This is a genomic window from Desulfovibrio litoralis DSM 11393 (genome assembly GCF_900143255.1).
In the GTDB taxonomy this organism is placed as follows: Bacteria; Desulfobacterota; Desulfovibrionia; order Desulfovibrionales; family Desulfovibrionaceae; genus Frigididesulfovibrio_A; species Frigididesulfovibrio_A litoralis.
This window is the reverse complement of the sequence record NZ_FRDI01000003.1, coordinates 277,807-294,590: the sequence shown is the minus strand read 5'-3', so window position 1 is coordinate 294,590 and position 16,784 is coordinate 277,807. Positions and strand designations below refer to the sequence as shown.

Sequence of the window (16,784 nt, the reverse complement as noted above, 5' to 3'; positions counted from 1 at the left end):
AACTCTTGACATGACGTCATAAATTTGACATTGAAGGTTAAGAAACTGACTAATGTGTCGTGAGCCTTGTAGAAATAATTTTAGTAAAACTTCAAATAAGATTTTATAAAGACTTTTTAAAGTTGCACTGTTTGTTGCCGTTGAGGGTATGTAATGAAACTGGATACAAAAGGAATTATAGGGCAAAGCTCTACATTAAACGAGTTGTTTAAGGTGCTTGTTAAAGTTGCACCAACAGACAGTACGGTTTTGGTTGCGGGAGAATCGGGGACGGGTAAAGAGCTGATTGTAAGAGCTTTACATGCAAACAGCGTTAGAGCGGATAAGCCTTTTGTGCCTATTAACTGTGGGGCTATTCCAAAAGATTTGTTAGAATCTGAACTTTTCGGACATGAAAAAGGGGCTTTTACTTCGGCTGTGCGTTCTCGCCCGGGGCGTTTCGAGCTTGCAAACGGCGGCACGATTTTTCTTGATGAAATCGGCGAGATGGATCTTTTGTTACAAGTTAAGATATTAAGAGTTTTACAAGAAAAAGAAATAGAGCGTGTTGGTGGAACGGAAATCCGCAAAGTTGATGTGCGTATTGTTGCGGCAACCAATAGAGACTTAGAGCGAGAAGTTGCGGCAGGGCGTTTTCGCGAAGATTTGTTTTATCGTTTAAATGTTATTCCTTTGTCTTTACCGCCGTTGCGTGAGCGTGGCGGAGATATCCTTCTTTTGGCGGAACATTTTCTCGAACATTTTCTCGAACATTTTTGTAAAAAGAAAAATCGTCCTTTATTAAGACTTTCTTCTGATGTCAAAAAAGCTTTAAATGCATATCATTGGGCGGGTAACGTCAGAGAGCTCGAAAATTTTATGGAACGTATTTCCATTTTGTGCGATGATGATGTTGTTCAATTGAAAGATTTACCTCAAAAATTGTTAAACGAAGTGGGCGATGTCAGTCTTTTGTCTATGCCCCAACCTCTTGAACCTGTTTGTGAGGTTGTTAAAGAACAAAAAGTTTCACATAACGAGGAAAGAAATTTTTTCAAAGCTGTTTTTAGTGAAGAAAAATCGGAATTTTCTTGGGCAACGGTTGATGACTTGAAAAAACTTGGAATTGGTTTAAAAGAGTTTTTAGAAATTTCAGAAGAGCGTTTGTTGAACGAAGCTTTAACAATGGCAGACGGAGTCAAAAATCAGGCGGCAGAAATCTTGGGGATTAAACGAACTACTTTAATTGAAAAGCTTAAGAAAAAGACTAATGAATCAATTTAATTAAATATTTTATTTTTATTGATATTAAATTTGTTTTGTGTTTTTGGTCTAATTGTTGCATATCATTATTTTAAGGTGCTAACTAGTGAAAATAAATATTTTTATACCAAAATGGCTTGTTTTATCGGCGGCGTTAAGTTTTATTTCTCCCGTTGACTTTGCGTTAGGGGCTGATTATACATGGAAAATGGAAAAAGGGCGTGAACGCTTGTCTATTGCGTTAGACTCTTTAAAAAGTTCCCGTGCTACTGTTGTGCGTACTGCTCCAAACGCTTTGAGTATCAAGCTAGACGCTCCTCTAGTTTCGTTAAATAATAGCGGAATTCAGCCCGGTGATAAAAATATTTTTTCTACTGTAAGTTTAGATGGGAATATCATCAACATTACGACCAATACTCCTGCATTTGGACATTTTGTCTTTAATAATGACCCTAAACAGGTAGTGATTGAATTTTATCAAGATGAAGTCGGAAGATATTGGAAAGGCGATAAAAATTTAGTAAAAAGTGAACAGATACAGCCTCAAAACAATATTCAGGCTAATTTGACAGAAGCAAAAAAACAGCCGAACCCTGAGCTACTTAGTTCTAAAAATGTTGAATCTAAGAGCTCCCTAGAGAAGGCGATATCTCTTCTTTCTCCATCTGTTGCCAGTGCGGCGACTGAGGTTGGAAACACTTTGCCTGCTCAAGACAATATTTCGGCTGAACCAATTTTAGTGGCACAAGCAAACCAAAATGCTGTTGCTCAAGTTCCACAACAAAATATGCAGCCAATTCAACAGCCAATTCAACAACCTATGCAACAACCTATGCAACAACCTATGCAACAGGTGCAACAGGGTTTTGTAAATCCTTATGCTCAACAACCTATGCAGCAGCCTATGCAACAGCCTATGCAACAGCAGGCACAGCCCGTTCAAGGACAAAACCAACAAGGGTTTGTAAATCCTTATAGTCAAGCCGGGCAACAGGGTCAAAGTGGTTTTGCTAATCCATATGGACAAGCCGCTCCTTCTCAAAATGTTTATGCCCAGCCGAATACTCAACCGTTTGCACAGCCGCAAAACCTGACTCAAGGTCAAAATATGCCGCAAGCTGTTTATCCTCAGCAGACTCAGGCTTCGCAAATGCCGATTGGACAACAGCAGTCGCAAAATATGCCTCAATCTCAAATGGGGCAACAACCTCAAGCGGTTTCTCAAACTCCTGCACAAAATCCGAATGCAGGTCCGAATTTATCTGTTCCGATTCAGCTTGGTCCTCCGCCCTCCGAACTTTATGCACCTCAACCTCAAGCACAGGTGCAAACTCCTCAAAATCAAATGCCTCAAAATCAAATGCCGGCAATGCAACAGCAACAGTTTGTGCCACAGGCACAACAGCAGTATCAACAACAGGCTCAACAAATGCCTTACGGGCAACAAGGATTTCCGCCTCAAGGTAATCAAGTTCAACAACCTGTTCAGCCGTCTCAAGCATCACCACAGTCATTGCCACAAAATTTACCTCAAAATCAACAGGTTCCTTTTGTTCCACAAAACCCTCAGGGGCAAGCTTTACAACAAAATCCTTATAATCAACCAATACAGCAACAAGGGCAAAATCAGGTTCAACCTATTCCGCAAAATATGCAAGGTGCAGGACAGCCCTTAACGCAACAGCAACAGCAACAACAAGCAACAGGACAACAGCAAGCAACAGGACAACAAGGGCAACAGGCGACAGGGCAACAGGCGACAGGGCAACAGTCTTTTACTCCTGAACCACGCCAGCTTGAACTTTTAGTAAAAAGTAATGCTAATACTACCAATAATACGGCACAAGCTCAGGAAGGACACGGTACTCAAGGTAAACAAGAACCTGTTCCGCCAACGATTGATGAACTAATTACTCAAGCCAAAGCTAATGTTAAAGTGCGTGAATATGAAGCGGCGTTGGCGATCTTAGAACCATTACGGGGAAGAGCCGACTTAAGTTTTGAACAGCGTGAAACGGTTTTAAATGAACTTGCTACTGCTGTTTATGAGCTTGGGAAGAGTGACCTTTTGGCTAATTTCTCAAAAATAGTTTCAAGCACCACCGAAGCGATGAATTTTAATCTAAAATCACCAATGGTGGCAACTCATTTAATGCGTCTTGGTTTCGTCAATTTAAAAAGTAACAACCCTCAAGAAGCCGAAGCGTATTTTAATATTCTTAAAAAACAATTTCCAAAAGATCCTAATATTCCTCTTGTTTATTATAATTGGGGTGAATATTATTATAACAAAAAAGAATATCAAAAAGCTGCTGATGAATATCAATATGTAGTTCAAAATTATCCGGATAATCCTTATGTGCGAGAGGCTGCGGTTGCACTTGCACGCACTAACTATAATCTTGGTTATTATGAGGAAGCTTATAAAATCGTTGAGTTTATTGAAAGACGTTGGCCTCGTTTTTATCTTGATCAGCCTAAATTTTTAAATATGCTCGGCGACTTGGCCTTTAGAGTCGGAAAAAATGATAAAGCTCGCCACTATTATTGGACTTATTATAACATTCTGCCTAACGGTGATGAAACTGATATGGTTTTGGCACGTTTGGGTGATATTTATGCCATAGACGGTCAGGTTAGTGCCGCCAGAGAAACTTATAACGAAGCTGTAAGAAAGTTTCCTGATAAAGACGGTGGCTTGGTTTCTATGATGCGTTTAGCGGAAGAAGGTATTTATGATGCTCCAACCGCAAGGGATATGAGCGTAATTTTTGATAATAAACAGTTTAGCTTGGGTGCGGTTCAGGTTTATAACAGAATACTTAAAGATTTTCCTCAAAGTTCTTTGGCTCCTTTAGCTCGTTTAAAGCTGGCTATGTGGTATCTTTGGAACAAAGATTATGAAAACACTTTGGAACAAGCTACCGCCTTTGTTAAAGATTATCCTAAACACAGCCTTATTCCAAAAATTAAAGAAATAGCCATGCAGGCGTTTGATAACGCCGTTGCTCAAGGAATTTTAGAAAATAGAACAACTTTGGCAACGACTTTATGGGATAAATTCCCTATCGTGCGAGAACAAAAAAATGAATTGCGTCCTTCAAGCACAATCGCTTTGGCGAGAAGTTTGTGGAAAACCGATTCGCCTCAAAGGGCTTTAGATACCCTTGAGCCATTTTTCCAAGGGGCGAAAATTCCCGAATATGGTGAAGACGCTCTGGCAATGGCTTTAAATATTTTAGTGGAAAATGATCGTTGGGACGCTGTTAAAGATTTACAGCGTAAGGTACAGTTGTGGGAGTTAAACGATAAAGCGGCTCAACAACTTGACTATTCCGTTGCTATCGCAGAAGAAAAAACAGGTAACCCGGACAAAGCGGTGTTATTGTGGAAAAAACTTCAGGGCGATACCGGTCTTACTCCATTACAACAGGCCTATGCTCAATATTTTACGGCAAACGACTATTGGCAAAAACGAGATTTGGAAAACGCCAACCGTGTTGCTAAAGAAAGTTTACGCAATTTTTTAAGTCTTGCAGACAAAGACCCGTTACAACTTGATCGTCCGAAAATTAAGTTATTATTAAATATGCTTATGGATATTTCCGAAAGTGCGGGAAGACCCCAAGAAGCTTTAGATTATATGCTTAAATATCCACAGTATATGGAAATTCAAGATGCTGATAAGTTGGCAAACCTTTACAGACAAGGAACTTTATATAAAAAGATGGGTAACCTTCCTAAGTGGCAGGCAATAATGAAAGATTTGGCAGAAAAACATGCGAATGATGTTTATGGGCGTTTAGCCGCTTCTGATTTAAAAACTTATAAAATTTCGGAAGATGCCGCTCGGTTTACTTCAAATCCTAACCTTAGATAAGATAACGTTATCATTGTTTATATTTGTATAAAGAGACTTTTATGTTTAAATTAAAACTAAAGCATAGTCTGCTTTTAGTCGGTTTCATTTTTTGTGTTATATTTTTGGTTGTAAAAAATATAGAGGCACAAAAAAGTCAATCAGAACCGTCAAATGCGGGTCTCGCTCCTATATCTAACCTTGTCTTAAACTCAACAGAAAAAGCTGAAGGCGAAACTGAAATACAAGGAACTATAGCACCTGAGTTTAATTCAGAAACAACTTGCCCTAAGTTAATTTCCGAGTGGCGAGAGTCATCTAATAGTTCTTTAAAACCTAGAGAATGGTCTGAAACCTTAACGGGAATTGACTCTCGTTTACCTTTTTCGGTTGTAAGAAGCGGTAAATATCATGAAAAATCAGGGGAGCATATTGAGTATGAGGCCCCCGTTGTGGCTCTTACTTTAGATGCTTGTAGTGGTATGAAAAACGGAAATTATGACGAAGGTTTATTGCAAACGTTAGAGAGTTTAAAAATTCGGGCAACTTTTTTTGTTACGCCCTCGTGGATAAAACATAATCAAGCAGTATTTCAACGTATCGCCGAAAACCCCTTATTTGAAATCGCTTCCCACGGTTTGACTCATCGTCCTGCCTCCGTTAATGGAAAATCTGTTTATAATATTCAAGGAACTCGCTCAGTTGAAGAACTTTGTGCTGAAATAATTGAGAGTCGTAGGCAGATTTATCAATATGGACTGTTGCAACATAATAAAAAAATCTCTTGGTTTCGCTCGGGAACGGCGTTTTATGACGAAGTTGCCGTAAATTTTATTCATTTTGCGGATTATCGTATCGCAGGATATAGCATTACCTTAGATCAAGGGGCAACTTTAAACGCCCATGAAGTAGAAAAACGCACTTTACAAAGCAAAGGTGGCGATATTCTACTTGCTCATTTTCACAGACCGCAAAGCGGAACCGGTGCCGGCTTAGTCAAGGCTTTACCCCAACTTTTAGAACGTGGTTTTGTATTCGTAACCTTATCGGAAGCATTCGGGAAGAAGTAGTTTTATAACCATAACTATAAATAATATAAGCTTATATTGATTATATTGCGATATTTTTTATTTTATGGTTAAAGTTTTTACATATTCTGACGATAGTATTATATGTGGTATAATGTAACCCTATATATGATTGTTGCAGAGGTGTAAGATGAATCTTATCGAAGAATTAAGCGGTAGTTTATCAAGTTTTTTGATGGAAAAGTTAGATTTAAAAGATATGTTGAAGAAAAATTTCAAAGATCTTTTAAATAAGGATCTTGTAAATAATGAAAAATTACTTAGTGATCCTTTAATTCCACAAGATGTTCTTACGTTGTCTGACGCCTCAAGTTTGTTAATGCAAAATTCATCTAATTTGAATAATCAACAATCTGGGTCATCTAATTTAATGCAAAATAATTTTTTCAATCAAAATTATCAAGAATCACAATATGTTCAAGCGACAAAAAATGCTCTAATAACAAGAGAGAAAATGAAAGATTCTATACAAGATACTATAAATGGTATGCTTGAGGCTTTTGATGCAGATCCTAGTGTTGCTGATCCAAGAATGAGACGTGCTAAAGTGATGAAAAAGGTTGTAGACGGTAGTGAAGCAAGCTTTAAAGAAATGCAAGACAGTATGGAAAAGGGTGTGGAAGAAGCTATGGCACCAAAAGATGCCAATGGTAACCCAATACCAAGTAGCCCTGAAGTAAATAATGTCGTTGCTGAAGCAAGTGGCAATTCTGTAGCTATTGAAAGCATACCTGATAGTGCACCAACTCCAACTGTTAACGTAAATGTATCATTAGATATTATAGTATAATCGCAGTCAAAATTTTTTATATAAGTTTAATTAATGATACCCATCATGCTATACTGTATTCAGTGTACGAGATGGGTATCATTCTTTTATTTTTCTACTTTTTCAGCGTAATACAACATGGCCCCTCCGATTAGGATCATCGGAATAGAAAGAAGTTGTCCCATAGTCAGCCAGTTAAAGCCAATATAGCCCAGTTGTAAGTCTGGTTCACGGTAAAATTCGACAATAAAACGAGCGACTCCATAGCCTAATAAAAATAAGCCCGAAGGTCCAAAGCGTTTTCTTGGTTTACTGGAATAAATCCAAAGTATTATAAACAAAACTAAGCCTTCTAAAAGGGCTTCGTATAATTGCGAAGGGTGGCGTGGGGGGTATCCGATATTAGGAAAAACTACGCCCCAAGGTGCATCTGTGGGTCGTCCCCAAAGCTCACTATTGATAAAATTTCCGAGGCGTCCGAAAAAAAGTCCGGGGGGAATACAAGGGCAAGCGAAGTCGGCAACTTTAATCGGGTCTTTATATTTTAAATAACTGAAAAGAAAAACAGTGCAAATTACGCCTAGTACTCCGCCATGAAAAGACATTCCACCTTCCCAAACCGAAAATATATCTAAAGGGTGGCTGAGATAATGTTGAAAGTTATAAAAAAGAATATAACCAAGTCGTCCGCCTATTAAAACGCCAAATGCCGAATAAATAACCAAGTCTTCGATAAAAGCCGGTTTTAGATAGCTGTTTGGTTGTTTAGCACGATAACGCCCGAGCCACCAAGCAACGCTTAGCCCGACAAGATAACTTAAGCCATACCAACGCACGGCGAGTGGTCCAAGGCTAAAAGCTACGGGATCAATAGGAGATAAGACGATCATAAATGAAAAAAAATCCTTGTAAGGAGTTATTGAAAAACACGGTAAATCACTCGTTCAAGCTTTAACGCTCAAAAAACTTAAATTACCACTTAATTTTTTCGGGTGGTCTGCGTTCCGGAACGGCTTTATGGGATATTTTGTTTTCGTTCCACTCAGCACTAACATATAAATTACAGTAACAAGAGCCAAACTCTTTTACGTCTTCTTCCCGATAAACACAAGGGCAAATAATATCGGCATCATCAGCTCTGTTTCCATTGGCGAGGCGACAGGGGCAGGTCATATAACCGTATCTTTCTTTGGTTTTTAAAAGAGATTCAAGTAATTCAAGAGTGGTTGCCTCTTCGGCATTAAAATAATATCCCTTTTTTTCTTGAATGGGTTTAAGAATATTTAAAAGGGTAATAGGGTCATTGGGCTTAGCGGTTTTATTGTCCATTTCCCACAAACTCCCTAATTTCTTCCGGTTCAAAGCCCACAATAACTTTATCGCAGTTTTCAAAGACAACAGTAGGGAAAGAAACTTTGGGGTTGACTTTTTTTACGGTGGCGATAGCGTTTTGACGTTCTGTTCCCTCAAGTGTATCAACATAGATACAGTTCATGGAAACAGCGAGTTCTTCTAATAAACTTTTAGTTTTTTTACAATGAGAACAGGTCGAAAGGGCATAAAGAGTACAACTTTGCATAGAAATTTCCTCAATGATTGTTATTTTTTATTGAGTGTTGGCTTGTTTTAACTATTTTAACTGTAATAAAAAGATATGTAAAGTAAAGAGCTAAATAATCTTGAGACGTAATTTTTTTATCTAAGTATTTTTTTCTTTTCAAGAAATCTTAACTATAGTAGGGTAGCAGAGATATTTTAATCAATTTTTTTATCGTGTTGTTAAGGTTATATCTTTTTAACTTTTTATCTTAACCTAATTATAGGAAAATTAAATTTCCTTAGAAGTAAAAACTTCTTAAACATAAAATAATATGAATGACATCAAAAACACACAAAGTATATTTATTGAAAAAAACAATAGCCTTTCTCCAAACTTTTCAAAGTCCGAATTGTTACCAGTAATTGCACAGTGTGCGGATAGTGGCGTTGTGCTGATGCTTGCTTATATGAACAAAGATGCTTGGGAGCTTAGCCTTAAAACAGGCGAAGCTCATTATTTTAGTCGTAGCCGCAATAAAATTTGGCATAAAGGCGAAAGTTCCGGGCATGTACAACGTATAAAAAATATTCGCATTGATTGTGATGAAGATACTATTTTGCTTTTAGTGGAACAAAAGGGCGGTGCTGCTTGTCATGTTGGTTATAAAAGTTGTTTTTACAGAGAACGTGCAAAAAACGCCGAAACACTTATTTGTTCTGAATTAATTTTTGATCCTAAGGAGATTTATAAATAATGTCTTGTGTTAATGATAATGCTTTAATTAAATTTGGTATTCCAAAAGGTTCTCTTGAACAAGCAACCATCGCTTTATTTGCCAAGTCTGGCTGGAAAATAAATCTTAGACATCGCAATTATTTCCCTGAAATTGACGACTCTGAAATTAGTGCGAGACTTTGTCGTTCTCAAGAAATGCCGACTTATATCGCAGACGGTATTTTAGATGCGGGTTTAGCGGGAAAAGATTGGATTTTAGAAAGCGGCGCCGATGTCTTTGTTTTATCTGACCTTGTTTATTCCAAAGCCAGTAATCGCCCGGCAAAATGGGTTTTAGCCGTTGCCGGAGATTCGCCTTTTCATAAACCCGAAGATTTAGCGGGTTGTCGTATTGCTACAGAAATTATGGGCTTAACAAAAAAATATTTTGACGATAAAAATATTCCGATTAAATTGCAATATTCTTGGGGGGCGACCGAAGCTAAAGTTGTAGAAGGTTTAGCTGATGCTATCGTTGAAGTTACTGAAACCGGAACAACAATTCATGCTCACGGTTTGCGTATTATTGACGAAGTTTTAAGTAGTAATACCCAGTTGATTGTTAATAAAAAAGCTTGGGAAGACCCTAAAAAGCGTAAAAAAATAGAACAAATCAACTTGCTTTTACAAGGTGCGTTAAAAGCAGAATCTATGGTTGGTCTTAAAATGAACGTTCCAAGCAAGTCGTTGGCAACTGTTTTAACGATTATCCCTGCTTTAAATTCGCCGACCGTTTCTCCTTTGCAAGATTCTGAGTGGCATGCTTTAGAAATTATTGTTAAAACTCATATCGTTAGAGATTTAATTCCGCAATTGGTTGAAGCCGGAGCTCAAGGTATTATTGAGTATCCTTTAAACAAAGTTATTTAACTTATTGATAAAATTCGCTTGTTGCATCTTCGTTTGGGCTTGCCCCAAGGGCAACAGTGCATTTTTATTGTATTTTTATTATGAATAAAATTTTTTCAAGCGAGATTCAGCTTTTAAAAAAAGCTAAATCAGCCGGCTGAGCGGCGAAATTGGCTCCGGCGGTGTTGGAGAAAATTTTGAGTGCTTTAGGGTCTGATGATTATGCCGAGCGTCTTTTATCAAATAGTTCGCATCATGAAGATGCGGCTATTGTAAAGATGCCCGATCTTGAGTGGTGGCGTAAAGACAACTCGTTACCTGATAATTTATTAGGGTTTGAGCTTGAACATAAAACTACCAAACTTGCTCTAGCACAAACAGTAGATATTTTAAGTCCTTTGGTGAACGACCCGTTTCAATTTGGAGAAGTCGCCGCCACTAACGCCTTGTCTGATATTTATGCGATGGGTGGGCGTCCTTGGTCGGCGATGAATATTTTAAGTTTTTCTTCTTGCGAGTTTGAATTGGAAGTTGCGTCGGCTATTTTAAACGGCGGGGCGGAAAAACTCAAAGAGGCCGGGGTGGTTTTAGCCGGCGGTCATACTTTAGAAGACAGCGAAATAAAATATGGATTGTCCGTAACGGGTTGTGTTGACCCCTCAAATTTTGCAAGCAATTCAGGGTTACAAACAGGCGATCTTATTATTATTACAAAACCTTTGGGGACGGGCGTTTTATCAACGGCTATCAAGGGCGAGTTAGATGATGAATATCGGACTCTTGAAAAAGAAGTATATATTTGGGCAAGTTTGTTAAACGCTTTACCCGCCAAATTAATTCGATCTTTTAAGTTAAAAGCGGCAACAGACATCACCGGCTTTGGAGTTGGCGGTCATTTAATGGAAATGGCGGAAGCTTCGGGAAAACAAATTGTATTGTATGCTGATAAGTTACCGCTTATGTCAAAGGTTCAAGACTTTGCGGAAATGGGGCTTTTGCCTGCCGCTTGTCATGCGAATCGGCATTATTGTGTGGAAGAAAAAGCCGGGTTGGAAATTGCCGATAATTTACCGTTAAGTTTAAGCGATTTGTGTTTTGACCCTCAAAGTTCAGGTGGAATAGCCTTGGCAGTTCCAGAAAACAAACTAAAAGAAATTGAAACAATCTTATTGGATAACGGACACTTGGCAACACTGATCGCAGAGGTAAAAAACCTTAATAAAACCGATAAGTTGGTTTTGATAAAATAATCGCTTTTAATGTTTATGATAACAAGCGGCTTTGATATGAATAATTTTGATATGAATAATAATGAATTGATTTTAGTTTTAAATTGTGTCGAAGGTAATATCCAAGTTGTGCTTGGCGAGACGCAACCCGTTAATATACCCGTTAATATACCCGTTAATATAAATGGTGTTGGGTCTTTTAAGCAAAATCTTTTATATACTTCAACTTGGTCCGGTGGCAGTCAGGGTGTGGAAAAATTAGCACCAAATTTAAGCTTTGCCTTTGAGCAAGTAGGGCGAAATATTCAAGAGCTAACAAAAATCGGCGTAATATGCGGTGCGGGTTCGTTTACGGGAATACGCCTCGGGCTTACTACTGCCTCTGCTTTAAAGCGTTCTACAAATGCTAAACTTTCCGGTTTAGTTTTTTCAGATTGTTTGGCGTATAGTCTTGAAGAGTGTTTGCCTGAAAATAGCGTTTTGGCGGTTGTTTGTGCGGCTCGTACAAATTTGGTGTATCTTAACATATTTCAAAAACTTGGCAATAAACTTACTTTGTTGACGGAACAGATTCCCTTGGTTTTATCTACGGAACAGACTGTTGAAAAAATTCAAACGGTTTTAACAGCTCAAAAAATAAAGCTTTCTTTAAAAGGACTACCTTTATATTTTGTAGGGTCGGCACTGTTAAAAAGCCGTGAAATTTTTCAAACGGCGTTTTCTGATGCAACTTTGTTGAGTGCTGATTATAATTTGCCTTCTCCTTATATTTTATTAAATTTAGCGTTTAACGCAAAGGTAGAAGACGAAGACCTTGAACCTCTTTATCTGCGTTCATCAGATGCAGAGGATAATATTGGGCAAATAGCCAAAGGGCTTGGTTTAGACCCTTTAGAGGCGGAGAAAAAGCTTAACCAGCTTAAAAATAGTGTTGAGCATATTGAGAGTTGATTTTTTATAATATATTGTATTATCTTTTCTTTTTTATTGTTGTAACGTTTAGATTTTCTTAGAAAAAATATTTTTTTTATTTTATTGCTATTTTTTCCTTGTCAGCTTTTGGGGTCTTGTGGTATAAATGTGAAGTTTTGAACCAAGGGCAGCAAATGCTGTAAGTGTTACAATTAATATTTAATTTATTTTAAATTGTTTAAATTAATCGTATAATCTTCGTAGCGGTAGACTGCCAAAGTCTACCGTTTTTTTTATGTAATTTTCTAGCTGAAGAGGTGATTTTATGCCAAAGCGTACGGATATTTCAAAAATTATGGTAATCGGTTCAGGACCTATTGTCATCGGACAAGGGTGTGAATTTGACTATTCGGGAACTCAAGCGGTTAAAGCCCTAAAAGAAGAAGGGTATGAGGTTGTTTTAGTTAACTCAAATCCGGCAACAATTATGACGGATCCAAACCTCGCTGATCGTACTTATATTGAACCTATTGACCCCAATATAGTAGCGGAAATTATCCGCAAAGAACGTCCCTGTGCCTTACTGCCGACTTTAGGTGGACAAACGGCGTTAAACACAGCCCTGACTTTATCCGAGATGGGCGTATTAAAAGAGTGTAACGTTGAGCTGCTTGGGGCTGATATTGATGTAATTCGCCGTGCCGAAAGCCGTGAACTTTTTGGCGATTGTATGCGTTCTATCGGCTTAGCCATGCCGGCAAGTGAGATTGCTCACGATATGGACTCTGTACGTCGTTTAGCGGCTACGATGCCGTTTCCGATTATCGTTCGTCCGGGCTTTACCCTTGGTGGAGCAGGCGGCGGAATTGCCTATAATTCCGAAGACTTGGAAGAAATTGCGGCTCGTGGGTTAGCGGCAAGTATCAGTCATGAAATTTTGCTTGAGCAGTCTGTTTTGGGCTGGAAAGAGTTGGAAATAGAGATAATAAGAGATCGTGATGATGTTTCCATTGTGGTTTGTACTATTGAAAACTTTGACCCAATGGGCGTACATACGGGCGATTCCATTACTGTTGCCCCTGCTCTTACTTTAAGTGAAAAAGAAGTAGATAAGCTTATTTCTACTTCAAAAGATATTATGCGTGCCGTTGGAATGAAAGGCGGCGGTGCAAATATTCAATACGCCATGCACCAAACCACGGGTGAGCTTGTTGTTATTGAGATGAACCCTAGGGTTTCTCGTTCTTCTGCTCTTGCTTCTAAAGCGACCGGTGTGCCTATTGCCCGTATTTCAGCCAAGCTTGCGGTGGGTTATACTTTAAGCGAAATTCCCGGTGCTAAATTTGGTGAAACAATGGCGGATTATAAGGCAGATATTGATTATATCGTTGCTAAAATTCCACGTTTTGCCTTTGAAAAATTCCCCGGTGCAAAAGATGAACTGACTACTGCTATGAAAAGTGTTGGTGAAATCATGTCTATCGGTAAAAGCTTCCAAGAGGCGATGCAAAAAGGTTTACGCTCTTTAGAAGTCAAAGCAACAGGGTTTTCTAATATCTTTAAAACTAAATTGCCAGAAAAAGAAGAAATTTTGGCAAAATTGCGTGTGCCTAATTCTCAGCGTATTTTTTACCTGCGTCTTGCCATGCTTTCCGGAATGAGCATTCAAGAGCTTTATGAAATTACTTCCATTACTCCTTGGTTTTTGGAACAGCTTAAAGAGCTTCTTGTTTTTGAACAGAAATTAGAGGGCTTTGCTCTTGCAAATTCAATGACTTCAGACAACGAAGAGTTGGGAGTCTTGTTTAAACGAGCTAAAGAACTTGGTTTTTCCGATGCTCAACTCTCAGAAATCTGGAAGCGTCCTGAAGCTGATATTCGTTCTTTGCGTAAAGCCTTTAATATCTTGCCTTCTTATTACCCCGTTCGTACTTATGCCGGTAAAATAGACGAAAAAAATACTGTTGGAACTCCTTATTTTTACTCAAGTTATGTTGGTAAAGAGCGTCCGGTTTTATCTGATCAGAAAAAAGTAATTATTTTAGGTGGCGGACCAAACCGTATTGGACAAGGTATTGAATTTGATTACTGTTGTTGTCATGCCTCTTTTGTTCTTAAAGAACTCGGAGTTTGTTCAATAATGGTTAACTCAAACCCCGAAACGGTTTCAACAGACTTTGACTCTTCAGACCGCTTATACTTTGAGCCTTTGACCTTTGAAGATGTTATGAACATCATAGAGTTTGAAAACCCTTACGGAGTGGTTGTTCAATTTGGCGGTCAAACCCCGCTGAACCTTGCCGTACCGTTATTCCGTGCCGGAGTAAATATTTTAGGCTCAAGCCCTGATGCGATTGACCGTGCGGAAGATCGTGAACGTTTTGTCGCTCTTATTACTAAACTTGGTTTACGCCAACCTGCCAGTGGAACAGCGTTTTCATTTAAAGAAGCCGCGTTAATTGCCGAAAAAATCGGTTATCCCGTGGTTGTACGTCCTTCTTATGTGCTTGGTGGGCGTGCCATGATGGTTGTTTACGATGAAGCGGAGTTAAACGCATATTTTGTTGAAACAGTAGGACAAGTTAAACCGGAACACCCGATTTTAATTGACCATTTCTTGGAAAGTGCGATTGAGGTAGATGTTGATGCCTTAAGTAACGGTAAAGAAACTTATGTTGCCGGAATTATGGAACATATCGAAGAAGCCGGAATCCACTCCGGCGACTCTGCTTGCGTTCTTCCTCCACATACCTTGACCTCAAGTATTGTCGATGAACTTGCCGCACAAGCTAAGTTGCTTGCCGAAGAATTAAGGGTTGTCGGAATGATGAACGTTCAGTTTGCCATTAAAGACGGTCAAATTTATATCCTCGAAGTTAACCCTCGTGCAAGCCGTACTGTGCCTTTCGTTTCTAAAGCGAGCGATGTGCCTTTAGCCGGTTTGGCGATGAGGGTTATGCTTGGCAAGAGTTTAGCCGAGCTTAAATCAAGTTTACAACCGAAAAAATCTTTTGTTTCGGTTAAAGAAGCGGTCTTCCCGTTTGGACGTTTCCCGGGAGTTGATATTATTCTCGGACCTGAAATGCGTTCTACCGGTGAAGTTATGGGAATTGCACAAGGTTTTGAAGAAGCCTATATTAAGGCTTTACTCGGAGCCGGGTTAAAATTACCTGAAAAAGGCAGGGTATTTATTTCTGTAAATGATAGAGATAAAGCCTTTGTTTTAGATGTTGCAAAACTTTATGCGGAACTTGGTTATGAGCTACTTGCCACTAGTGGAACAGTAAAAGTATTTGAAAACGCCGGAATACCTTGCACAAAAGTGCTTAAGGTCTATGAAGGTCGTCCAAATATAGTGGATCGTATTAAAAATAACGAAGTTGCCTTGGTAATTAATACTGCCTCAGGAAAAAGCACGGTGCAGGATTCAAAAGCCATACGTCAAACAACGATTTTATACGGCGTTCCTTATTTTACGACTCTGTCCGGTGCAAAAACAGCGGCTCTTGGTTTGCGTTTTGTTAAAAAACATGGTCTTAATATTAAGAGCATTCAAGAATATCACAAAATATAATAACACCAATAGATATTAAAAAGCTGCACAATAGTTGCAAAAAATGCAAAATTGTTGCTATTGTGCAGTTTTTATAAGATGCTAAAGGCTTCTTAAAAGAATTTTTGTCGGAGATAAAACAATTCATGCTTCAACTTAAAAATATCAATACATTTTACGGAAAGATTCAAGCCTTGTGGGACGTAAGCTTACAAATTGAAGAAGGTAAAATCGTGTCATTGGTTGGTGCTAACGGAGCGGGAAAAACCACAACTTTAATGTCTATTTGTGGTGCAATTCCTATAAATTCCGGGCAAATTCTTTTTGAAGGTAAAGAAATTCAAACGCTTAAGCCAGACCAGATAGTGCGTTTAGGAATTAGTCAAGTTCCGGAAGGGCGTTTGATTTTTCCTGACCTTACTGTTAAAGAAAACCTCGACCTTGGGGCATATTTACGCAACGATAAACAGGGAATTAAAGAAGACCTTGACTATCTTTTTGATATGTTTCCGATTATCGGACGCAGGCAAAATCAACAAGGCGGAACTTTATCGGGTGGCGAACAGCAAATGCTTGCAATCTCAAGGGCGTTAATGGCACGTCCAAAGCTTTTGTTATTAGATGAACCTTCTTTGGGTTTGGCTCCGATAGTTATTAAACAAATCTTTGATATTATTATGAGAGTTAACGAAAAAGGTACAACAGTCTTTTTGGTCGAACAAAACGCCAACCAAGCTCTAAAAATTTCGCATTATGGTTATGTTATTGAAAACGGTCGTATAGCTATGTCGGCATCAAGCGAAGAATTGCTTGCCAATGAAGATATTCGTAAAGCCTATTTGGGTATGTAAATATTCGAAACTATTATACAAGCTCAAAGAATATCCCTTCATGAAGACACTCCAAAAATTCTTGAATTATGCTTTGCATGTATAAAGCGTAACATATTGACAAACGAACGCAACATGC

13 protein-coding genes are annotated in these 16,784 nt (G+C 38.5%); 10 read left to right on the top strand and 3 right to left on the bottom strand.

Annotated elements, in window-relative coordinates; genetic code table 11:
* Positions 1-153 precede the first annotated feature (153 nt).
* The 4 genes from BT999_RS03735 (at position 154) to BT999_RS03720 (ending at position 6,979) form a co-directional block, all read left to right on the top strand.
* Positions 154-1,263, top strand: coding sequence for a sigma-54 interaction domain-containing protein (locus BT999_RS03735; protein ID WP_072696430.1), 1,110 nt, complete (start codon positions 154-156; stop codon positions 1,261-1,263).
* A gap of 85 nt (positions 1,264-1,348) precedes the next feature.
* A complete protein-coding gene (locus BT999_RS03730) occupies positions 1,349-5,122 on the top strand; it encodes a tetratricopeptide repeat protein (RefSeq protein WP_072696429.1) in 3,774 nt (1,257 codons plus the stop codon).
* A 41-nt stretch (positions 5,123-5,163) separates the two neighbouring features.
* Positions 5,164-6,171 carry a polysaccharide deacetylase family protein gene (locus BT999_RS03725; protein WP_072696428.1) on the top strand — a complete coding sequence of 336 codons (1,008 nt, stop codon included), beginning with the start codon at positions 5,164-5,166 and terminating at the stop codon, positions 6,169-6,171.
* 148 nt (positions 6,172-6,319) lie between these two features.
* Positions 6,320-6,979 (top strand): hypothetical protein, encoded by a 660-nt coding sequence (locus tag BT999_RS03720; protein ID WP_072696427.1) that lies wholly within the window; start codon positions 6,320-6,322, stop codon positions 6,977-6,979.
* 86 nt (positions 6,980-7,065) lie between these two features.
* Here BT999_RS03720 and lgt read toward each other — a convergent pair whose 3' ends face one another.
* The 3 genes from lgt to BT999_RS03705 form a co-directional block, all read right to left on the bottom strand.
* Positions 7,066-7,848, bottom strand: a complete 783-nt coding sequence (lgt, locus tag BT999_RS03715; RefSeq protein WP_072696426.1) for a prolipoprotein diacylglyceryl transferase — start codon at positions 7,846-7,848, stop codon at positions 7,066-7,068.
* A gap of 82 nt (positions 7,849-7,930) precedes the next feature.
* Complete coding sequence (locus tag BT999_RS03710; RefSeq protein ID WP_072696425.1) at positions 7,931-8,287, bottom strand: ferredoxin-thioredoxin reductase catalytic domain-containing protein; 357 nt, start codon at positions 8,285-8,287, stop codon at positions 7,931-7,933.
* Positions 8,277-8,537: a glutaredoxin family protein gene (locus BT999_RS03705; RefSeq protein WP_072696424.1), complete on the bottom strand. Its 261-nt coding sequence runs from the start codon at positions 8,535-8,537 to the stop codon at positions 8,277-8,279. Before BT999_RS03705 ends, BT999_RS03710 begins: the two co-directional genes overlap by 11 nt.
* A 292-nt stretch (positions 8,538-8,829) precedes the next feature.
* Here BT999_RS03705 and hisI point away from each other — a divergent pair, with 292 nt between their 5' ends.
* The 6 genes from hisI (at position 8,830) to BT999_RS03675 (ending at position 16,666) form a co-directional block, all read left to right on the top strand.
* The gene (gene hisI, locus BT999_RS03700; RefSeq protein WP_072696423.1) at positions 8,830-9,252 is read left to right on the top strand and encodes a phosphoribosyl-AMP cyclohydrolase; all 423 of its coding nucleotides are present in this window, start codon (positions 8,830-8,832) and stop codon (positions 9,250-9,252) included.
* On the top strand, positions 9,252-10,142 hold the full coding sequence (hisG, locus tag BT999_RS03695; RefSeq protein WP_072696422.1) for an ATP phosphoribosyltransferase: 891 nt from the start codon (positions 9,252-9,254) through the stop codon (positions 10,140-10,142). Before hisI ends, hisG begins: the two co-directional genes overlap by 1 nt.
* Before the next feature lie 176 nt (positions 10,143-10,318).
* Positions 10,319-11,371 carry a selenide, water dikinase SelD gene (gene selD / locus BT999_RS03690; protein ID WP_143145486.1) on the top strand — a complete coding sequence of 351 codons (1,053 nt, stop codon included), beginning with the start codon at positions 10,319-10,321 and terminating at the stop codon, positions 11,369-11,371.
* A gap of 36 nt (positions 11,372-11,407) precedes the next feature.
* On the top strand, positions 11,408-12,301 hold the full coding sequence (gene tsaB, locus BT999_RS03685) for a tRNA (adenosine(37)-N6)-threonylcarbamoyltransferase complex dimerization subunit type 1 TsaB (RefSeq protein ID WP_072696420.1): 894 nt from the start codon (positions 11,408-11,410) through the stop codon (positions 12,299-12,301).
* 286 nt (positions 12,302-12,587) lie between these two features.
* Entirely contained in the window at positions 12,588-15,836 is a 3,249-nt protein-coding gene (gene carB / locus BT999_RS03680; protein WP_072696419.1) for a carbamoyl-phosphate synthase large subunit, read from the top strand.
* Between the two features lie 125 nt (positions 15,837-15,961).
* The gene (locus BT999_RS03675) at positions 15,962-16,666 is read left to right on the top strand and encodes an ABC transporter ATP-binding protein (RefSeq protein WP_072696418.1); all 705 of its coding nucleotides are present in this window, start codon (positions 15,962-15,964) and stop codon (positions 16,664-16,666) included.
* Positions 16,667-16,784 lie beyond the last annotated feature (118 nt).

Coding starts and splice junctions, on each gene's coding strand:
- BT999_RS03735 (WP_072696430.1), top strand. CDS start 154: ATGAAACTGGATACAAAAGGAATTATAGGGCAAAGCTCTACATTAAAC.
- BT999_RS03725 (WP_072696428.1), top strand. CDS start 5,164: ATGTTTAAATTAAAACTAAAGCATAGTCTGCTTTTAGTCGGTTTCATT.
- BT999_RS03720 (WP_072696427.1), top strand. CDS start 6,320: ATGAATCTTATCGAAGAATTAAGCGGTAGTTTATCAAGTTTTTTGATG.
- lgt (WP_072696426.1), bottom strand. CDS start 7,848: ATGATCGTCTTATCTCCTATTGATCCCGTAGCTTTTAGCCTTGGACCA.
- BT999_RS03710 (WP_072696425.1), bottom strand. CDS start 8,287: ATGGACAATAAAACCGCTAAGCCCAATGACCCTATTACCCTTTTAAAT.
- BT999_RS03705 (WP_072696424.1), bottom strand. CDS start 8,537: ATGCAAAGTTGTACTCTTTATGCCCTTTCGACCTGTTCTCATTGTAAA.
- hisI (WP_072696423.1), top strand. CDS start 8,830: ATGAATGACATCAAAAACACACAAAGTATATTTATTGAAAAAAACAAT.
- hisG (WP_072696422.1), top strand. CDS start 9,252: ATGTCTTGTGTTAATGATAATGCTTTAATTAAATTTGGTATTCCAAAA.
- tsaB (WP_072696420.1), top strand. CDS start 11,408: ATGAATAATTTTGATATGAATAATAATGAATTGATTTTAGTTTTAAAT.
- carB (WP_072696419.1), top strand. CDS start 12,588: ATGCCAAAGCGTACGGATATTTCAAAAATTATGGTAATCGGTTCAGGA.
- BT999_RS03675 (WP_072696418.1), top strand. CDS start 15,962: ATGCTTCAACTTAAAAATATCAATACATTTTACGGAAAGATTCAAGCC.